18 protein-coding genes and 1 tRNA gene are annotated in these 17307 nt (G+C 64.2%); 12 read left to right on the top strand and 7 right to left on the bottom strand.

All coding sequences use genetic code 11. The features are described from left to right. Window positions 1–149: 149 nt before the first annotated feature. Both VI26_RS08015 and VI26_RS08010 read right to left on the bottom strand, forming a co-directional pair. Window positions 150–225, bottom strand: a tRNA-Asn gene (locus VI26_RS08015). A gap of 93 nt (window positions 226–318) precedes the next feature. Continuing rightward, the gene (locus tag VI26_RS08010; RefSeq protein ID WP_048409215.1) at window positions 319–3273 is read right to left on the bottom strand and encodes an Rne/Rng family ribonuclease; all 2955 of its coding nucleotides are present in this window, start codon (window positions 3271–3273) and stop codon (window positions 319–321) included. A gap of 521 nt (window positions 3274–3794) precedes the next feature. Here VI26_RS08010 and VI26_RS08005 point away from each other — a divergent pair. From VI26_RS08005 to VI26_RS07970, 8 genes are all read left to right on the top strand, one after another. Continuing rightward, on the top strand, window positions 3795–4730 hold the full coding sequence (locus tag VI26_RS08005) for an RluA family pseudouridine synthase (RefSeq protein WP_048409214.1): 936 nt from the start codon (window positions 3795–3797) through the stop codon (window positions 4728–4730). A gap of 1 nt (window position 4731) precedes the next feature. Then, window positions 4732–5391, top strand: coding sequence for an HAD-IA family hydrolase (locus VI26_RS08000; protein WP_048409213.1), 660 nt, complete (start codon window positions 4732–4734; stop codon window positions 5389–5391). Continuing rightward, window positions 5367–5729 carry a Rieske 2Fe-2S domain-containing protein gene (locus VI26_RS07995; protein ID WP_048409212.1) on the top strand — a complete coding sequence of 121 codons (363 nt, stop codon included), beginning with the start codon at window positions 5367–5369 and terminating at the stop codon, window positions 5727–5729. Before VI26_RS08000 ends, VI26_RS07995 begins: the two co-directional genes overlap by 25 nt. Window positions 5730–5771: 42 nt before the next feature. Beyond that, window positions 5772–6713 carry a S49 family peptidase gene (locus VI26_RS07990; protein WP_048409211.1) on the top strand — a complete coding sequence of 314 codons (942 nt, stop codon included), beginning with the start codon at window positions 5772–5774 and terminating at the stop codon, window positions 6711–6713. Window positions 6714–6732: 19 nt separating this feature from the next. Then, window positions 6733–7566, top strand: coding sequence for a flagellar motor protein MotD (gene motD / locus VI26_RS07985; protein ID WP_048409210.1), 834 nt, complete (start codon window positions 6733–6735; stop codon window positions 7564–7566). A gap of 22 nt (window positions 7567–7588) precedes the next feature. Then, complete coding sequence (locus VI26_RS07980; RefSeq protein WP_048409209.1) at window positions 7589–8179, top strand: malonic semialdehyde reductase; 591 nt, start codon at window positions 7589–7591, stop codon at window positions 8177–8179. Between the two features lie 57 nt (window positions 8180–8236). Next, complete coding sequence (locus VI26_RS07975; RefSeq protein ID WP_048409208.1) at window positions 8237–9259, top strand: quinone-dependent dihydroorotate dehydrogenase; 1023 nt, start codon at window positions 8237–8239, stop codon at window positions 9257–9259. Window positions 9260–9339: 80 nt separating this feature from the next. Continuing rightward, complete coding sequence (locus VI26_RS07970) at window positions 9340–9804, top strand: glycine zipper 2TM domain-containing protein (protein WP_048409207.1); 465 nt, start codon at window positions 9340–9342, stop codon at window positions 9802–9804. Window positions 9805–9862: 58 nt separating this feature from the next. On the opposite strand, the gene VI26_RS07965 is transcribed toward VI26_RS07970, so the two are convergent. From VI26_RS07965 to fur, 3 genes are read right to left on the bottom strand one after another with little or no spacing between them, the layout of a single operon-like run. Further along, a complete protein-coding gene (locus tag VI26_RS07965; RefSeq protein ID WP_048409206.1) occupies window positions 9863–10600 on the bottom strand; it encodes an arginyltransferase in 738 nt (245 codons plus the stop codon). Then, window positions 10587–11288 (bottom strand): leucyl/phenylalanyl-tRNA--protein transferase, encoded by a 702-nt coding sequence (gene aat / locus VI26_RS07960; RefSeq protein WP_048409205.1) that lies wholly within the window; start codon window positions 11286–11288, stop codon window positions 10587–10589. The genes VI26_RS07965 and aat overlap by 14 nt, the downstream gene beginning before the upstream one ends. Beyond that, complete coding sequence (fur, locus tag VI26_RS07955; protein WP_048409204.1) at window positions 11285–11710, bottom strand: ferric iron uptake transcriptional regulator; 426 nt, start codon at window positions 11708–11710, stop codon at window positions 11285–11287. Before fur ends, aat begins: the two co-directional genes overlap by 4 nt. A 93-nt stretch (window positions 11711–11803) precedes the next feature. Here fur and VI26_RS07950 point away from each other — a divergent pair, with 93 nt between their 5' ends. The 4 genes from VI26_RS07950 (at window position 11804) to VI26_RS07935 (ending at window position 14779) form a co-directional block, all read left to right on the top strand. Beyond that, on the top strand, window positions 11804–12187 hold the full coding sequence (locus VI26_RS07950) for an outer membrane protein assembly factor BamE (protein WP_048409203.1): 384 nt from the start codon (window positions 11804–11806) through the stop codon (window positions 12185–12187). Continuing rightward, a complete protein-coding gene (dapB, locus tag VI26_RS07945; protein ID WP_048409202.1) occupies window positions 12184–12990 on the top strand; it encodes a 4-hydroxy-tetrahydrodipicolinate reductase in 807 nt (268 codons plus the stop codon). Before VI26_RS07950 ends, dapB begins: the two co-directional genes overlap by 4 nt. A gap of 75 nt (window positions 12991–13065) precedes the next feature. Next, window positions 13066–14001: an iron ABC transporter permease gene (locus VI26_RS07940; protein WP_197081420.1), complete on the top strand. Its 936-nt coding sequence runs from the start codon at window positions 13066–13068 to the stop codon at window positions 13999–14001. Then, window positions 13994–14779 carry an ATP-binding cassette domain-containing protein gene (locus VI26_RS07935; RefSeq protein WP_048409200.1) on the top strand — a complete coding sequence of 262 codons (786 nt, stop codon included), beginning with the start codon at window positions 13994–13996 and terminating at the stop codon, window positions 14777–14779. The genes VI26_RS07940 and VI26_RS07935 overlap by 8 nt, the downstream gene beginning before the upstream one ends. Before the next feature lie 150 nt (window positions 14780–14929). Here VI26_RS07935 and folE read toward each other — a convergent pair whose 3' ends face one another. Together folE and VI26_RS07925 are read right to left on the bottom strand one after the other, a co-directional pair. After that, the gene (folE, locus tag VI26_RS07930; RefSeq protein WP_048409199.1) at window positions 14930–15565 is read right to left on the bottom strand and encodes a GTP cyclohydrolase I FolE; all 636 of its coding nucleotides are present in this window, start codon (window positions 15563–15565) and stop codon (window positions 14930–14932) included. 142 nt (window positions 15566–15707) lie between these two features. Then, window positions 15708–17222: a SpoVR family protein gene (locus VI26_RS07925; RefSeq protein WP_048409198.1), complete on the bottom strand. Its 1515-nt coding sequence runs from the start codon at window positions 17220–17222 to the stop codon at window positions 15708–15710. Window positions 17223–17307: the final 85 nt, after the last annotated feature.

Below are 17307 nucleotides of genomic sequence, written 5' to 3'. Positions count from 1 at the left end.
GATCGTAAACAGGTTCTTAGAGCCCGCCCTCGACCCCGCAAGCCGAGCCAGCCTAGATGAGAGCGAAAAGGACGCCAGACCCGCTGGCGTTGCGCGTGCGCGCGAAAAGGAAATGCAAAAAGGCCACGCGATGCGTGGCCTTCGAATCTTGGCTCCCCGAGCAGGGCTCGAACCTGCGACCTGCGGATTAACAGTCCGTCGCTCTACCAACTGAGCTATCAGGGAACATCTCTTGCGAGAGAGGGGTATATTACCCCAGCGCCAAAACAGCGTCAACGCCTGGGGCGCGAAAACTTCGCGCCCCAGGCATTAGCGCAATCACGGATTGCGCGTTTCCACCTGCACCAGCGCAGCCGGAGCCGCATCTTGCTGAGCCTGACGCGTAACATCGCGGCGACGCGGACCTTGCTGCAATGCCGGCTCTTGCGCCACCGGCACTTCGGCCACGGCCTTGGTGGATATCATCACCAGACCGCCCAGATCCGCCGGCTCGGCGCGGGTTTCAAGCTGCACCGGCTTGGCTTCGACCTGAACCGGAGCCGGTTCCACGGCCGGCGCTTCGACGGCGGCTTCTTCCACCACCGGCTGCGGCTCGGACACAACCGCCAGCATCGGCTCGGACACAGGCTGCGCCACCGGCTCGGCTTCGACCACGCTCTCGACCAGCGGCTGCTCCTGTACCACCTCAGCCGCCACTTCCTGCTGCGGCTCGACAACAACAGCGGCCACCTCCGGCTGCGCTTCGGCAACAGCCGGGGTCGGCTCGACGGCAAACGCTTGCGGCGCTTCAACCTCGGCTGCGACCGGCGCTTCCGCCACCGTTTCCAGCGGCACGACCACAACCGGCTCCACCACCTCGGCCGGCGCTTCCGGCGCGGCTTCTTCCACCGCAACCACGGCGGCCGTCACGGCAAGCGCGGCCACGGCCGGCACAGCGGCTTCGGCAACGCCGGCTTCCACGGCACCAGCCTCGGCCGCGCCTTCTTGAGCCGCCGGCTCATCGCGACGACGGTCACGACGGCTGCGACGACGACGACGCTCATTGCGCTCCTGCTGCTCAGCGTCGGCATCGGCGCGCACTTCCTCAAGCGGCTTGCCCTGCTCCAAGGCCGGCTCTTCCACTTGCGGCGCCGGGCGACGACGCGGCTCCTGCTGCTGGCGCTCCGGCTTTTCCAGCTTCTCCGGACGTTCCTGCGGCGCTTCTTCACGCGGCTGCTGCTGACGCGGCGCGTCCTTCAGTTCACGGGTCTCGCGAACTTCACGGCCTTCGCGGCCCTCACGGCCATTATCGCGCTCGCGGCGGCGGCCATTGCGCGGCTGCTCGCCACGCTCCTGGCGCTCCTCGCGCTGCGGCTGCTCCTTGCGCTCCGGACGCTCCTGGCGTTCCTGACGCTCGCCGTCCTGACGCTCGGCGCGATCGGGGCGGCGCGGCTTGGCCTCGTCCGAGCCCTGACGACGCTGCTCATGCTCGCGACGCGCCTGACCACCCGGACGACGTTCGCCATTGCGCTGGCGGTTGCCGCGCTGCTGCGACTGAGCCGCCGGCTTTTTCTTCTCCACCGGCTGAGCCACCGCTTCCGGCTCGGCGAACAGGCTCTTGATCCAGGAACCCAGCTTGCCGAACAAGCTCGGTTCCGGCGCGGCCACCTTGGCCTCCACCGACGGCGCCGGCTGCTGCGGTGTAATGCCTTTCACCGCGGCTTCCTGGCGTTCCAGCTTCGGCTTTTCATGGCCGAAGTTGGTGATCACGTCTTCTTCCTGCACTTCCACGCGCTTGTAGCTCGGCGCTTCGCCGGCTTCGGCCAGATCGTCGTGACGCACGCGCACGATCTTGTAATGCGGGGTTTCCAGATGGATGTTCGGGATCAGCACCACGTCCACGTCCAAACGCTCTTCGATCGAATGGATCTCGGAACGCTTTTCGTTGAGCAGGAAGGTGGCCACGTCCACCGGCACCTGCGCGTGAACCGCGCCGGTGTTTTCCTTCATCGCCTCTTCCTGGATGATGCGCAGGATGTGCAGCGCGGAGGATTCAGTGCCGCGGATGAATCCGATGCCGTGACAGCGCGGGCAGGTTTCGTGGCTGGTTTCGCCCAGGCTGGGCTGCAGACGCTGACGCGACAATTCCAGCAGGCCGAAACGGGACAGCTTGCCCATCTGCACGCGAGCGCGGTCATGCTTGAGCACGTCGCGCAGGCGGTTTTCCACGTCGCGCTGATTCTTGGCGCTTTCCATGTCGATGAAGTCGATCACCACCAGGCCGCCCAGGTCGCGCAAGCGCAGCTGGCGGGCGATTTCCTCCGCCGCCTCCAGGTTGGTCTTGACGGCGGTTTCCTCGATGTCGGCGCCCTTGGTGGCGCGCGCGGAGTTGACGTCGATGGAAACCAGCGCTTCGGTATGATCGATCACGATGGCGCCGCCGGACGGCAGCTGCACGCTGCGGGCGAAGGCGGTTTCGATCTGGTGTTCGATCTGGAAACGGGAGAACAGCGGCACATGATCCTTGTACAGCTTCACACGCGACAGCATGTTGGGCATCACATGGCTCATGAACTGACGGGCCTGGTCGTAGATTTCCTCGGTGTCGATCAGCACTTCGCCGATGTCCGGATGGAAATAATCGCGAATGGCGCGAATCACCAGGCTACCTTCCTGCAGAATCAGGAACGGCGCGTTCTGAGCGCCGGCGGCGCCTTCAATCGCGCGCCACAGTTGCATCAGGTAACCCAGATCCCACTGCAGCTCTTCCAGATTGCGGCCGATGCCGGCGGTGCGAGCGATCAAGCTCATGCCGTGCGGCACTTCCAGCTGCGACAGCAGATCCTTCAGCTCCTGACGCTCCTCGCCCTCGATGCGACGCGACACGCCGCCGCCGCGCGGGTTGTTGGGCATCAGCACCAGATAACGACCGGCCAGGCTGATATAGGTGGTCAGCGCCGCGCCCTTGTTGCCGCGCTCGTCTTTTTCCACCTGGACGATGACTTCCATGCCTTCGCGCAGCACATCCTGAATGCGCGGGCGGCCGCCGTCATAGCCCTGGAAATAGGAGCGGGAGACCTCTTTGAACGGCAGGAAGCCGTGGCGTTCGGTGCCGTAATCGACGAAACAAGCCTCAAGGGAGGGCTCGATACGGGTAATCACACCCTTATAGATATTCCCCTTGCGCTGTTCCTTGCCTACGGTCTCGATATCAAGGTCGACGAGCTTTTGCCCATCGACAATAGCAACGCGAAGCTCTTCGGCCTGCGTTGCGTTGAACAACATGCGTTTCATTTACATTCCTTGCGCAGCACTCACGCAAGGGATGCAGCCAGTATTTGACGGCCCAGTGACTATTGATGGGCGCTTTCCGAAAGAAGTGTCGATGTAAAGATCGAAAAAAACAGTTTTGACAAGCCTACTTCCTGAAAATCGATCACACGCAGACCTGACTCATGTGCGCAATTGGCGCTCCGGGATCACCGGCCTACCTCGAGGGCAGGACATACAGTACAGGGGGGCTAGCATGCCGGGTCAAACTTCGCTGCAAAATTTCCTGACTGGCTTAGCATCAGGAAATGGAATACTCGTGAGTGCGTTATGCGTACAAATGCATTACCATCGCTGCTTTTCGGTGAGCGAGTTAACCTTGGCTGCAAATGTCGCGGCGGCATCAGGTCAGGGTCTGTAAATCCCTGCCGGCCGACTCCGACTTCATGCAGCAGCGCCACGCAACATGCCGTGACCTTGGCTTGACATTTTGCCGTCATCCCGGTGCAACACACCATGAGGACAGCGCCAGAAGTATAAGCAATATGACAGACATTCGCAAAGATTCCGTCTCCTTCGTCCAAGTGGACGACAGCGACGCCGGCCAACGCATAGACAACTACCTGGTGCGCCTGCTCAAAGGCGTGCCCAAAAGCCATATCTACCGCATTCTGCGCTCCGGCGAAGTGCGCGTGAACAAGGGCCGCATTGACGCCGCCTACCGGGTACAGGCCGGCGACGAACTGCGCATCCCGCCGATACGCGTCGCCGAGCGCGCGGAGAAGAACGTGCCGGCCGCCACCTTCCCGGTGGTGTACGAAGACAACGCGCTGCTGGTGATAGACAAGCCGGCCGGCGTGGCGGTGCACGGCGGCAGTGGCGTGTCCTTCGGCGTGATCGAACAGCTGCGCCAAGCGCATCCGGACTGGCGCTACCTGGAACTGGTGCACAGGCTGGACCGCGAAACCTCGGGCCTGCTGATGCTGGCCAAGAAGCGCTCCGCGCTGACCAAGCTGCACGACATGATGCGCGCCAATGTGCCGGACAAGCGCTATCTGGCGCTGGGCATAGGCCAATGGCCGGACGACGCGCGCCAGGTCAAACTGCCGCTGTTCAAGTTCCACACCGCGGACGGCGAACGCCGCGTGCGGGTCAGCGACGCCGAAAACGGCCAGTACGCGCACACCAATTTCGCGATCAAGGAACGCTTTGCGGAATTCACGCTGGTGGAAGCCCACCTGCGCACCGGCCGCACCCACCAGATCCGCGTGCACATGCAGGCCAACGGCTGCGCGATCGCCGGCGACGAAAAATACGGCGACTTCGCGCTGAACAAGGAACTGGCCAAGCGCGGGCTGAAGCGCATGTTCCTGCACGCGCGCAGCCTGTCCCTGCCCCACCCGCTGACCGGCGAGCCGTTGAAACTGGAAGCGCCGCTGCCGGCGGAACTGGAGCGCTTCCTGAAAAGCCTGAGGTCTTGAGATGAACACTCGCTTCGATCTGGTCGTGTTCGACTGGGACGGCACCTTGATGGACTCCACCGCCCATATCAGCCAGTCCATCCAGCAAGCTTGCGCCGACCTGTCCCTGCCCATCCCCAGCCGCGAGCAGGCCAGCCACGTCATCGGCCTGCGGCTGGCCGAAGCGCTGCAACAGGCCTGCCCGGCCGCCGACGCCGAGCAACTGCCGCGACTGACCGAAGCCTTCCGCCATCACTATCACGCCAATCAGCACCAGGTGACGCTGTTCGACGACGCCGAGGACTGCCTGAACGCCATCGCCGCCAGCGGCGTTTTCCTGGCGGTGGCCACCGGCAACAGCCGCGCCGGCCTCAACCGCCTGCTGGAGCAAACCGGGCTTGGTCCGCTGTTCCACGCCACCCGCACCGTGGACGAGTGCCATTCCAAGCCACACCCGGACATGCTGCTGTCGCTGACCGAGGCGCTGGGCGCGGACCCGCGCCGCACGCTGATGATAGGCGACACCAGCCATGACCTGCTAATGGCCAACAACGCCGGCTGCCATGGCGTGGGCGTCAGCTTCGGCGCCCACGACAGCGAACACCTGGAAGGCTGTCAGCCGCTGGCGCTATTCCACTCCTACGCCGAGCTGAGCGCATGGCTGCTACCCAGGCTAGGCTGATCTGCGCCTCCGCCGATCTGCAAAACGGCGGCCGCGCCTGGCGCTTTGAAATCGAACAGGCGGATGGCGCGCCGCCGCTATCCGCCTTCGCCGTGCGCTACCGCGGCCAGGTCTACGCCTATGTCAACGCCTGCCGCCACATCCCGGTGGAACTGGACCTGCGCGACGGCGAAGTATTCGACCTCAGCGGCCACTACCTGGTGTGCAGCATGCACGGCGCCTGCTACGAAGCGCACACCGGCTACTGCGTGTCCGGCCCTTGCCGCGGCCAGCGCCTGATCGCGGTACCGGTCAGCGAGCAGGACGACGGCATTTACATCAATGTCCCGGCCCCCTGAACTTTGCTAAACTTCAGGGATTACCAAGGGAGCACCACATAAATGAGCGACAACTCCAATCATTGGGAGCGCCAACTGCTGGAAAAACTGGCCAGCGCCGCGCTGGTGGAACAACGCCGCGCGCGGCAATGGAAGATTTTCTTCCGCATGATCTGGCTGATCATCATCGGCTTCATCCTGTTCAGCCTGTTCATGCGCAACGAGGACAAGGCCGCCGCCGGCCTCACCGGCTCCGGCCACAGCGCCGTCATCACGCTGGAAGGCGTGATCGACAGCCAGAGCGACACCGCCAACAAACTGAGCCAGGCGCTCGCCGACGCCTACGGCGACAAGAACACCAAGGGCATCATCATCGACGCCAACAGCCCGGGCGGCAGCCCGGTGCTGTCCGGCATGGCCTATGACGAAATCCGCCGCCAGAAGAAGCTGCATCCGTCCATCCCGGTCTACGTGGTGGTCAACGAGGTATGCGCGTCCGGCTGCTACTACATCGCCGCCGCCGCCGACAAGATCTTCGTCGACAAGGCCAGCATCGTCGGCTCCATCGGCGTGCTGTCCGACGGCTTCGGCTTCACCGCCGCGATGGAAAAACTGGGGGTGGACCGCCGCCTGCGCACCTCCGGCGAGAACAAGGCGATGGGCGACCCCTTCTCCCCGGTCAATCCCAAGCAGGAAGCCATCCGCCAGCAATTGCTGGACGACATCCACGCCCAGTTCATCGCGGCGGTCAAGGCCGGCCGCGGTCAACGCCTGGCCAATGACCCGCAACTGTTCTCCGGCATGGTCTGGCTGGGCGAAAAGAGCATTCCGCTGGGCCTGGCCGATGGCTTGGGCACGGTGCGCTCGGTGGCGCGTGACATGATCAAGGCGGAGAAAACCGTGGACTATACTCAGCAGGACGATCTGTCCAGCCGAGTGGCGCGCAAGATCGGCGTGGAATTCGCCGGCGGCGTGAAAAGCCTGTTCGACACCAAGCTGTTCTGACCACCCGGCAAGGCACACCATGGCGCGCAGAAGAAGACGGCAGGAAGAAGAGCACGAGAACCATGAACGTTGGCTGGTTTCCTACGCCGACTTCATCACCCTGCTGTTCGCCTTCTTCGTGGTGATGTACGCGATCTCCTCGGTCAACGAGGGCAAGTACCGCGTGCTGTCCTCCGCCATCGTCGATGCCTTCCGCTCCGGCTCCACCATCAATATCAACACCACCCCGCCCAGCGGCGGGGCCAACACCATGATAGAGATTCCCGAGACCAAGCCCATCGCCAAGGCGGTCAAGGGGGAGCCCGCCGGCAACAAGAGCAAGCCCGGCGGCGGCCAGGGCGATGAAAACGCCCGGCTGGGCCAACTGACCCAGGACCTGGCCAAGGTGATGGACCCGCTGGTACAGAGCGGCCAGGTCACCATCACCCACAGCAGCAAGGGCGTCACCATCGACATCCGCGACACCGCGCTGTTTCCCACCGGTCAGGCCCAACCCAACGATCAATCGCGGCTGCTGATGGCCAATATGGCGCAGCAGCTGGCCAAGGTGGACAACCCGATCCGGGTCGAGGGCTTTACCGACACCGTACCGATCCGCAACTCCTATTTTCCGTCCAACTGGGAGCTGTCCGCCTCGCGCGCCGGCAGCGTGGTGCGCCTGTTCCAGGAGAATGGCATCAAGCCGGAACGGCTGGTGGCGGTGGGCCGCGGCTCCAACCTGCCGGTAGGCGACAACGCCACCGCCGACGGACGCGCCAGCAATCGCCGCGTCGCCATCACCGTGCTGGCAAGCGGGCTGAGCGACGCCGAAGTGCTATCGCCACAAGACGCATCACTGGCCAACGGCCGCTAACACACCTCGAGAGGAGCACGATATGAGCACCCCGATTCATCACTCCGCGCTGGAACAGCTGTTCCTCAACGCCCGCACCCACAGCCACTGGCAAGACCGCCCGGTCAGCGCCGAAATCCTGCACCAGCTGTTCGACCTGCTGAAGATGGCGCCCACCAGCGCCAACTGCTCGCCGGCGCGCTTCATCTTCGTGCAGAGCGACGCCGCCAAGGCCAAGCTCAAGCCCTGCCTGGCCGAAGGCAATGTCGAAAAAACCATGGCCGCCCCGGTGTGCGTGATCGTGGCCCAGGACATGCGCTTCTACGAACACCTGGCCAAGCTCTACCCGCACGCCGACGCTCGAAGCTGGTTCGAGGGCAATGAAGCCGCGATCCAGGCCACCGCCGCGCGCAATAGCAGCTTGCAAGGCGGCTACCTGATCCTGGCCGCGCGCTCGCTGGGGCTGGACTGCGGCCCGATGTCCGGCTTCGACAACGCCGCGGTGGACCAGGCCTTCTTCCCGGACGGCCGCTTCAAGTCCAACTTCCTGGTCAACCTGGGCTACGGCGCCGCCGACAAGCTCTACCCGCGTTCGCCGCGCTTCGACTTCGACGACGCCTGCCAGATTCTTTAAACCGCCCCGCCCATGCCCGGTTATAATGCCGGGCATTTTGCTGCCTGGAGAAACACGATGCTCTATTCGCTTCTGCGCCCGCTGCTGTTCCGCTTTGACGCAGAGACCGCCCACGAACAGACGCTGGCGATGCTGGACCAGGCGCACAAGCTGCGCCTGAGCACGCTGGCCTGCCACGGCGCCGCGCGCAAGCCGGTGCAAGTCATGGGCCTGACCTTCCCCAACGCGGTGGGACTCGCCGCCGGGCTGGACAAGAATGGAGCGCATATCGACGCGCTGGCCGCGCTGGGCTTCGGCTTCATCGAGATCGGCACCGTCACCCCACGCCCCCAGGCCGGCAACCCCAAACCGCGGCTGTTCCGCCTGCCGGAGCATCAAGCCATCATCAATCGCATGGGCTTCAACAACCTGGGCGTGGACACGCTGCTGGACAATGTGCGCCGCTGCAAATTCCAGGGCGTGCTCGGCATCAATATCGGCAAGAACGCCACCACCCCGATAGAAAACGCCGCCGACGACTACCTGGCCTGCCTAGACAAGGTTTACGCCTACGCCAGCTATGTCACCGTCAATATCTCCTCGCCCAATACCAAGAACCTGCGTCAATTGCAGGAAGGCGACGAACTGGGCCGCCTGCTGGCGCAGCTGAAGCACAGACAGCAGGCGCTGGCGGACAAGCACGGCCGCCACGTGCCGCTGGCGCTGAAGATCGCGCCGGACCTGGACGACGAGCAGATCGCCGCCATCGCCCGCCTGCTGACCGAGCACCGCATCGACGGCGTCATCGCCACCAATACCACGCTGTCGCGCGCGGAAGTGGCCGGCCATCCGCAGGCGGAACAGGCCGGCGGCCTGTCCGGCGCGCCGGTCAAGGAACGTTCGACAACAGTTATTCGCAAATTAGCCAAGGAACTTGACGGCGCCCTGCCTATCATAGGAGTTGGCGGCATCCTGTCTGGGCAAGATGCCGTGGAAAAACTAGAGGCCGGCGCCAGCCTGGTGCAAGTCTATAGCGGCCTGATCTACCGAGGCCCGGCCCTGGTAGCGGAATGCGCCAACGCCATCCGCGCCAAACAATAAGACCGCCTCCATGCGGCCCGAGCGCAAGCTGGGGCGAGCAAGAGCCGGTCGGCTCGCTGAACAATATGGGACTCTCTAATATGAACACCAAACTGATCCGCCTTTCCGTGGCCGCCCTGCTGGGCGCGGGCATTCTCACCGGCTGCGCCACCTCCGACTCCGCCGCCGTCTACTCCAAGGGCCAGATGCGCCAGGCGCAGACCGTGCAGCTGGGCACCGTGGTTTCGGTGCAGAACGTGAAAATGGAAGGCAGCAACAATGAGCTGCTGACCCTGGGCGGCGCCGCGCTGGGCGGCCTGGCCGGCAGCAATATCGGCGGCGGCAAGGGCCAGATCGCCGGCGGCATCGTCGGCGCGCTGGCCGGCGGCTTCGGCGCCCAGGCCGCTCAACGCGGGCTGACCAAGAACGCGCTGGAAATCACCGTCAAACTGGACGGTTCCGGCCGCATGATCTCCATCGTGCAAGAAGCCGACATTCCGTTCTCCGCCAACCAGCGCGTGCGCGTGCTGACCGGCGGCGGCAACGACCGCGTGGTGCCGTTCTAAGCCAAGCGGCAGCCCAAGTTAAAAAGGCCGGGTCACCCCGGCCTTTTTCATTGCCCGCTTACTCCTCCCGCGGCCTGGCCAGCTCCACCCAGCGCCCATCCATCAAGGCCTGCAAGGGCTGGTACATCGCCTTGTAGGACATTTTCTGGCATTCGCGTATCCAGTAGCCCAGATAGAGATAAGGCAGGCCCAGCCGCTGCGTCAGCTCCGCCTGCCACAGCACATTGAACACCCCCAGGCTAGACTTGGCGTCGTCCGGATCATAAAAGGTGTACACCGCGGACAGGCCGTCGGCCAGGCGGTCGATCAGGCTGACCATCTTCAATTCGCCGTCCAGGCGGAACTCCGCCAGCATGCTATCCACCCCGCTCTTCAGGATGAATTCCGAATACTGCTGCGGATCGTCGTCGGACATGCCACCGCCGGCGTGGCGCGACTGCTGATACCAGCGGTACAGCGCATAGTGCTCGGCGTCGAACTCCAGCGGCAGCAAGCGCACCTGCATCGCTTCCAGCCGGCGCGCCACCTTGCGCTGAGTGCGTCCCGGCGTGAAACGCTCCACCGGAATGCGCACCGGCACACAGGCCTGGCAGCTATCGCAATACGGCCGGTAGGTGTACAGACCGCTGCGGCGGAAGCCCAGCTTCACCAGTTGGCTATACACCTCGCCATCGATCGCCTCGGCCGGGATCGCCACCTGGGAGCGCGCCTGCCGCCCCGCCAGATAGCTGCACGGATAGGGCGCGGTGGCGTAGAAATGGATGGCCACAGTCGGGCCGGGATCACGATGGCTCATGGCTATACCGGTAGTTCCACATCGCGGCGGGCTGCGCCCGTCGGGCATTCTCTTTTAGAGTAGCAAGAAATGTCTGACGCGAAACCAACTTGGCGCCCAGGCTCTGCAAATGGCGGGTGTGCATCTGGCAATCTATCATCGTCACCCCCTGCGCCTGCAGGTGACGCACCATGTGGATGAAGGCCAGCTTGGAGGCGTTGCTGCGGCGGGAGAACATGGATTCGCCGTAGAACATCAAGCCCAGGCCGATGCCGTACAGGCCGCCGACCAGTTCGCCGTCGACCCAGGTTTCGAAGGAATGAGCATAACCCAGCTGATGCAGCCGACAATACGCCTCCACCATTTCCGGCACGATCCAGGTGCCCTGCTGCTGGCCGCGCGGCTCGGCGCAGGCGGCCATCACCTCGCGGAAGGCGGTGTCGACGCGGATTTCATAGCGCTGATTGCGCAGCACCTTGTCCATGGAACGGCTGACCTTGAGTTCGGCCGGACACAGCACCATGCGCGGCGCCGGCGACCACCACAGAATGGGCTCGCCTTCGGAAAACCAGGGAAAAATGCCTTGGGAGTAGGCAGCCAGAATGCGCTGCGGGGACAGATCGCCTCCGGCGGCCAGCAAACCGTTGGGTTCACGCAGAGCCAGCCGCGTCGGAGGGAAGACCGGCTCAGGACCGAGCCAGGGGATCATGCCTTCTTGGCGTTGAGGCAGTCCGGGCACTCGCCGTACATATACAGCGCGTGATCGACGATGCGGAAACCGTGCTGCTCGGCGATGCGGTCCTGCAGCGCCTCGATCTCGGGATCGAAGAACTCGACCACCTTGCCGCAGCTGACGCACACCATATGATCATGATGGCCGCCCTGGTTCAGCTCGTACACCGCCTTGCCGGTTTCGAAATGGTGGCGCACCAGAATGCCCGCCTGCTCGAACTGGGTCAGCACGCGGTAGATGGTGGCAAGGCCGATGTCGATATTCTCCGCAAGCAGCTTGCGGTAGACATCTTCCGCCGACATGTGGCCAGCGTTCTCCTCTTCGAACAAATCGAGGATTTTCAGACGCGGGCCGGTGGCCTTGAGGCCGATATCTTTAAGGTGACTGGCTTTGCTCATCGTGATATAAAGTGGGTCGATTTCAGATCATGATAAAGCCTTTTCACGGCTTTGCCTAATTACAGCCTCATAACTATTCGGTCACGGAGTATCATGCGCGCCCTGATTTTTGCCGCCGTCATTGCCCTCTCCGGCTGCAGTTCGATGAATCCCCTGAACTGGCTCAGCCCGCACAAGATGGAAATCCAGCAGGGCAATTATGTCACAGAGGATGCCGTTGCCAAACTCAAGCCGGGCATGACCCGCTCGCAAGTACGCTTCCTGCTGGGTTCGCCGCTGCTGGCCGACCCCTTCCACGCCAACCGCTGGGACTACTCCTACCGCGATGTCAAACAGGGCAAGCTGGACAAGGAAAGCAACCGTCTGCTGACAGTGTACTTCAATGGCGACGTGCTGGAACGGGTGGAAGGCCAGGCGCAGCCGGCCGAGCGCCCGGCGCTGGCAGCCTCCGCTCCGGCCCAGGAAGTCAAGCCATGAGCGACTTGAAGCTGGTCATCGTCGGCGCCGGCGGCCGCATGGGCAAGACCCTGATCGAAGCGGCGCTGGGCACCCCCGGCGTGACGCTGCACGCCGCCGTTGAGCGCGCCGGTTCGGAATTCATCGGCCAGGACGCCGGCCTGTTCATCGGCCAGCAGACCGGGGTCAAGATCAGCACCGACTTCGCCCAGGCGCTGGAAGGCGCCGACGCCGTCATCGATTTCACCCGCCCGGAAGGCACGCTGCAACACCTGGCCGCCTGCGCCGAGCGCGGCGTGCAGATGATCATCGGCACCACCGGTTTCGACGAAGCCGGCAAGGCCGCGATCCGCGCCGCCGGCGACAAGATCGGCATCGTGTTCGCGTCCAATTTCAGCATCGGCGTCAACCTCACCTTCAAGCTGCTGGACATGGCGGCGCGGGTGTTGAACGAAGGCTACGACATCGAGATCATCGAAGCCCACCACCGCTACAAGGTGGACGCGCCGTCCGGCACCGCCTTGCGCATGGGCGAAGTCATCGCCGACGCGCTGGGCCGCGACCTGAAGGAATGCGCGGTCTATGGCCGTGAAGGCGTGACCGGCGAGCGCGATCCGCAAACCATAGGCTTCGCCACCGTGCGCGGCGGCGATGTGGTCGGCGATCACACCGCCTTGTTCGCCGCCCTAGGCGAACGCGTGGAAATCAGCCACAAGGCCTCCAGCCGCGCCACCTTCGCCAATGGCGCGGTGCGCGCCGCGCGCTGGCTGGCCGGCAAACCCAAGGGCCTGTTCGACATGCAGGATGTGCTGGGCCTGCGCTGAGCGCCAGCGGGGAGGCCACTCCCCGCCCTCCCTGCCATGCGTCTCTTCCCGCTGACGCTGGTCCTCGCGGCCAGCTTGCTCCTACTCTCCCTCGCCTCCCTGCTGCACGGCAGCGGCATCGATGCATCCCGCCTGCTGTCCGGCCAAGCGCTGCCGGAACTGGAATGGCAATTGCTGTGGCAGCTGCGGCTGCCGCGCCTGCTGGCCAGCGCCAGCGCCGGCGCCTTGCTGGCCAGCGCCGGCGCGGCGGTGCAGGCGCGCTTTCGCAATCCGCTGGCCGAACCCGGCCTGATCGGCATCAATAGCGGCGCCGCGCTGGCCGCGGCCGCCGCGCTGAGCCTGGGCGCCGGACTCTACGCGGTGTCCGCCTCCGCCTTCGCCGGCGGCTTGTCCTCCTTATTGCTGATCCGCCTGCTGGGCCAGACTCAGCAAGGCGGCAGCCGGCTGATCCTCAGCGGTCTCGCCATCAGCTCCTTGCTGGGCAGCCTGCTGACCCTGCTGATCACCACCCTGCCCGACGGCTCCTTGCGCGTGGTGATTTTCTGGCTGATGGGCAGCTTCGCCAGCGTGGACTGGCCGCAGGCGGCGCTGCTGTGCGTTGCCGCGCCGCTGATCTGGCTGGCGCTGCACCGGCAATGGCGTTTTCTCAACGCGCTGCAATTGGGCGAAACCGCCGCCTTCCACCTGGGCTTCGAAGTGCGCCGCCGCGAATGGCAGGTGGTGATCCTGGCCGCCCTGGCCGCCGGCCTGGTGGTGTCCGCCTGCGGCATGATAGGTTTCATCGGCCTGATGGGCCCGCACCTGGCAAGGCAATTGGTGGGCGGCAACGCGCGCCGGCTGCTGTGGATCGCGCCGATGCTGGGCGCGCTGCTGGCCATCGCCTCCGACTGGCTGGCGCGCAGCCTGCTGGCGCCCAGCGAACTGCCGGTGGGCGTGATCACCAGCCTGATCGGCGCGCCGTTCTTCCTGTGGCTGCTGCGTCAGGGCAATGGAAAGGAATGGCATGCTTGAAGCGCGCGCGCTGGGCCTGAGCGTGCAGGGCCGCAGCCTGGTGGAACAGGTGTCGCTTCAGGTCGCCCCGGGCGAATTGAACATAGTGCTGGGCCCCAATGGCGCCGGCAAGAGCAGCTTGCTGAGCCTGCTGGCCGGTTTGCGGCGGCCAAACGCCGGCGCGGTGGAATTGGCCGGCCGACCGCTGACGGGGCAATCCGCCGCGCAGCTGGCGCGCCAGCGCGCGGTGATGGAACAGAACCCCTTGACCCCTTCCGGCTGGAAAACGGCGGAATTGATCCTGGCCGGCGCCTATCTGGCCGACGCCGACCGCGCCGACGACGCCTGCCGCCAGGCGATGGAACTGACCTGCACCACCGAGCTGGCGCAACGCCAGGCGCACACCCTGTCCGGCGGCGAACAGCAGCGCGCCCACCTGGCGCGCGCGCTGTGCCAACTGCTGGCCTCAACGGCGACGGAACGCTATCTCTTGCTGGACGAACCCACCGCCGCGCTGGATTTCGCGATGGCCGACGCGCTGCTGGCCCAGGTGACCCGCATCTGCCGCGACTTGAATATCGGCGCGCTGGCGGTGGTGCACGACCTGAACCTGGCGCTGCGCCACGCCGACAGCGTGCTGCTGCTGAACGAGGGACGCTCCGCCGGCTTCGGCCCCACCTCCGAGATCATGCGTCGGGAAAAACTGGAAGCGGTTTACGGGGTGCGGCTGGCGGAACTCAGCAGCCAGGAACACGCCTTGCGCGCCTTCGTGCCGCTGCCCCACGCTCACGGCGATTAAGAGCCTGTTCTAAAGTCTCGCGAGCAAGGGCGAGACAAGGCGAAAACGAGTGAAAAAGCGGAATGTACACGTGGTACATGAGCATTTTGAGCTTGGTTTCAACGCCGTATCGCCGAAGCGTAGCAGACTTTGAACAGGTTCTAAGCACGCTCAGCGATGCGTGGCCTGCTTGCACTCGCTGAGGAAGCGGCTGCGGTCCGCCTCGCTGATGGCGCCGGCGAAGCCCTGGGTGATCACCGCTTCCGCGCCGCGCCGGTTTTCACCCAGCTGCAAGCACATCTGCTTGGCCTGAATCACACAGGCCGCGCCCTTGGCCATGCCGTACTGCACCAGCGCATCCGCCACCTCCTGGCAAATCCATTCCTGATAGGTCAGCCGGTGCGAAATCACGTCTATCAGCCGCGCGATGCGGCCGAAGCCGTGCAGGCGGCCGCCCGGCACATAGGCGACATGGGCGATGCCCTCGAACGGCACCAGATGATGCGGACACAGGCTGTGGATGGAGATATTGCTGATGATCACCATCTCGCTGGAGCTGTCCTCGAAGCCGCAACCCAACACCTCGCGCGGATCGGCGGCGTAACCGTCCAGCAGGCGGTTGCGCCATAAAGCGCTGACCCGCTCCGCGGTCTTGCCCAGGTGCGGATCCCCCGCCGGCTCGAAGCCGCAGGCGCGCAGCAAATCGGTGACCGCCTGCTCGAAAGCCGGCTGGTCGAATGGCCGCAGCGGCGCCACGCCCACGCGGGGCAGGCGTTCCGCCGGCTGATGATCGCAATGCTGGTCCATGATGTCTCCCCTGGCGGCGCTGGCGCGCGAAATATCGTTTCGAACCCGGCCGGCCGGGAAAGTTGCAATGGCCGGCGGCATGAAAAACCCGGGCCGGCTTGGCAGCGGGCCCGGGTTTGCGACTATAGCACGGCCGCGGCGGCTAGATGCGCACCGCTTCCAGATTGGATTTCATCTCGTAACTTTGCTTGACGTCGCCATTGCCGTCCACGCTCTCCAGCCGCACATCGAAGCCCCACAGCCGGCACACATGCTTGAGCACCTCGTTGGCGCTGTTGTCGTCCAGCGGACGGCGGTTGTGCATGGTGTGGCGCAGCACCAGGCTGCGGTCGCCGCGCACATTGACCGACCATACCTGAATATTGGGCTCGCGCGACCCCAGGTTGTACTGCTCGGCCAGCTTGCCGCGGATGTCGCGGTAGCCGATGTCGTCGTGGATGGCGGACACCTCCAGCTTGTCGTCGTGATCGTCGTCGCGGATGGAGAACAGACGGAAATCGCGAATCAGCTTGGGCGACAGATACTGCGAGATGAAGCTCTCGTCCTTGAAGTTCTTCATCGCGAACTCCAGCGACTCGCGCCACGGCGTGCCGGCCAGGTCCGGGAACCAGGCGCGGTCCTCGTCGGTGGGGGCTTCGCAGATGCGCTTGATGTCCTGATACATGGAGAAACCCAGCGCATATGGGTTGATGCCGTTGTACCAACGCGCCGTCACCGGCGGCTGATACACCACATTGGTGTGGCTCTGCAAAAACTCCATCATGAAGCCGTCGGTGACCATGCCCTTGTCGTACAGACGATTGAGAATGGTGTAATGCCAGAATGTGGCCCAGCCCTCGTTCATCACCTGGGTCTGGCGCTGCGGGTAGAAATACTGCGCCACCTTGCGCACGATGCGCACCACCTCGCGCTGCCAAGGCTCCAGCAGCGGCGCGGATTTCTCGATGAAGTAGAGCAGGTTTTCCTGCGGCTCCGGCGGAAAGCGCGGCGGCGCCTTGTCGCTGCCGTCCTTGTCGCGCTTGGGAATGGTGCGCCACAAATCGTTGACCTGAGTCTGCAGGTATTGCTCGCGCTCTTCCTGACGCGCCTGCTCCTTGGCCAGCGACAGCTTTTGCGGCCGCTTGTAGCGGTCCACGCCGTAGTTCATCAGCGCGTGACAGCTGTCCAGCAAATCCTCCACCGCGTCTATGCCGTAGCGCTCCTCGCACTTGGTGATATAGCTCTTGGCGAACACCAGATAGTCGATGATGGCCGAGGCGTCGGTCCAGGCGCGGAACAGGTAATTGCCCTTGAAGAAGCTGTTGTGGCCGTAAGCGGCGTGGGCGATCACCAGCGCCTGCATCGTCATGGAGTTTTCTTCCATCAGATAGGCGATGCAGGGATTGGAGTTGATCACGATCTCATAAGCCAGGCCCATCTGGCCCCGCTTATAGCTTTTCTCGGTGGCGACGAAATGCTTGCCGTAGCTCCAGTGATGGTAATTGACCGGCATGCCCACCGAGGCGTAGGCATCCATCATCTGCTCGGCGGTGATGACTTCCAGCTGATTGGGATAGACATCCAGCTTGAATTCATCCACCGCGATGGTGCGTATCTGCCGGTCGTATTCGTCGACCAGGTCGAAGGTCCATTCGGACCCGGTAGAAATCGGTGTCATGTTGCTCCCCCCTTGGCAAGACCGCTCAGAACCTGTTTACGATCTGCTGCGCGCCGGCGATACAGCGCTGAAAACGTCTTCGAAA

Origin of the sequence: Chromobacterium sp. LK1 (genome assembly GCF_001043555.1) — a bacterium.
Classification (GTDB): domain Bacteria; phylum Pseudomonadota; class Gammaproteobacteria; order Burkholderiales; family Chromobacteriaceae; genus Chromobacterium; species Chromobacterium aquaticum.
This window is presented reverse-complemented; position numbering and strand designations above follow the sequence as displayed.

Excerpts from the sequence above, each read along its gene's own strand:
- VI26_RS08010 (WP_048409215.1), bottom strand. The coding sequence starts at position 3,273 with ATGAAACGCATGTTGTTCAACGCAACGCAGGCCGAAGAGCTTCGCGTT.
- VI26_RS08005 (WP_048409214.1), top strand. The coding sequence starts at position 3,795 with ATGACAGACATTCGCAAAGATTCCGTCTCCTTCGTCCAAGTGGACGAC.
- VI26_RS08000 (WP_048409213.1), top strand. The coding sequence starts at position 4,732 with ATGAACACTCGCTTCGATCTGGTCGTGTTCGACTGGGACGGCACCTTG.
- VI26_RS07995 (WP_048409212.1), top strand. The coding sequence starts at position 5,367 with ATGGCTGCTACCCAGGCTAGGCTGATCTGCGCCTCCGCCGATCTGCAA.
- VI26_RS07990 (WP_048409211.1), top strand. The coding sequence starts at position 5,772 with ATGAGCGACAACTCCAATCATTGGGAGCGCCAACTGCTGGAAAAACTG.
- motD (WP_048409210.1), top strand. The coding sequence starts at position 6,733 with ATGGCGCGCAGAAGAAGACGGCAGGAAGAAGAGCACGAGAACCATGAA.
- VI26_RS07980 (WP_048409209.1), top strand. The coding sequence starts at position 7,589 with ATGAGCACCCCGATTCATCACTCCGCGCTGGAACAGCTGTTCCTCAAC.
- VI26_RS07975 (WP_048409208.1), top strand. The coding sequence starts at position 8,237 with ATGCTCTATTCGCTTCTGCGCCCGCTGCTGTTCCGCTTTGACGCAGAG.
- VI26_RS07970 (WP_048409207.1), top strand. The coding sequence starts at position 9,340 with ATGAACACCAAACTGATCCGCCTTTCCGTGGCCGCCCTGCTGGGCGCG.
- VI26_RS07965 (WP_048409206.1), bottom strand. The coding sequence starts at position 10,600 with ATGAGCCATCGTGATCCCGGCCCGACTGTGGCCATCCATTTCTACGCC.
- aat (WP_048409205.1), bottom strand. The coding sequence starts at position 11,288 with ATGATCCCCTGGCTCGGTCCTGAGCCGGTCTTCCCTCCGACGCGGCTG.
- fur (WP_048409204.1), bottom strand. The coding sequence starts at position 11,710 with ATGAGCAAAGCCAGTCACCTTAAAGATATCGGCCTCAAGGCCACCGGC.
- VI26_RS07950 (WP_048409203.1), top strand. The coding sequence starts at position 11,804 with ATGCGCGCCCTGATTTTTGCCGCCGTCATTGCCCTCTCCGGCTGCAGT.
- dapB (WP_048409202.1), top strand. The coding sequence starts at position 12,184 with ATGAGCGACTTGAAGCTGGTCATCGTCGGCGCCGGCGGCCGCATGGGC.
- VI26_RS07935 (WP_048409200.1), top strand. The coding sequence starts at position 13,994 with ATGCTTGAAGCGCGCGCGCTGGGCCTGAGCGTGCAGGGCCGCAGCCTG.
- folE (WP_048409199.1), bottom strand. The coding sequence starts at position 15,565 with ATGGACCAGCATTGCGATCATCAGCCGGCGGAACGCCTGCCCCGCGTG.
- VI26_RS07925 (WP_048409198.1), bottom strand. The coding sequence starts at position 17,222 with ATGACACCGATTTCTACCGGGTCCGAATGGACCTTCGACCTGGTCGAC.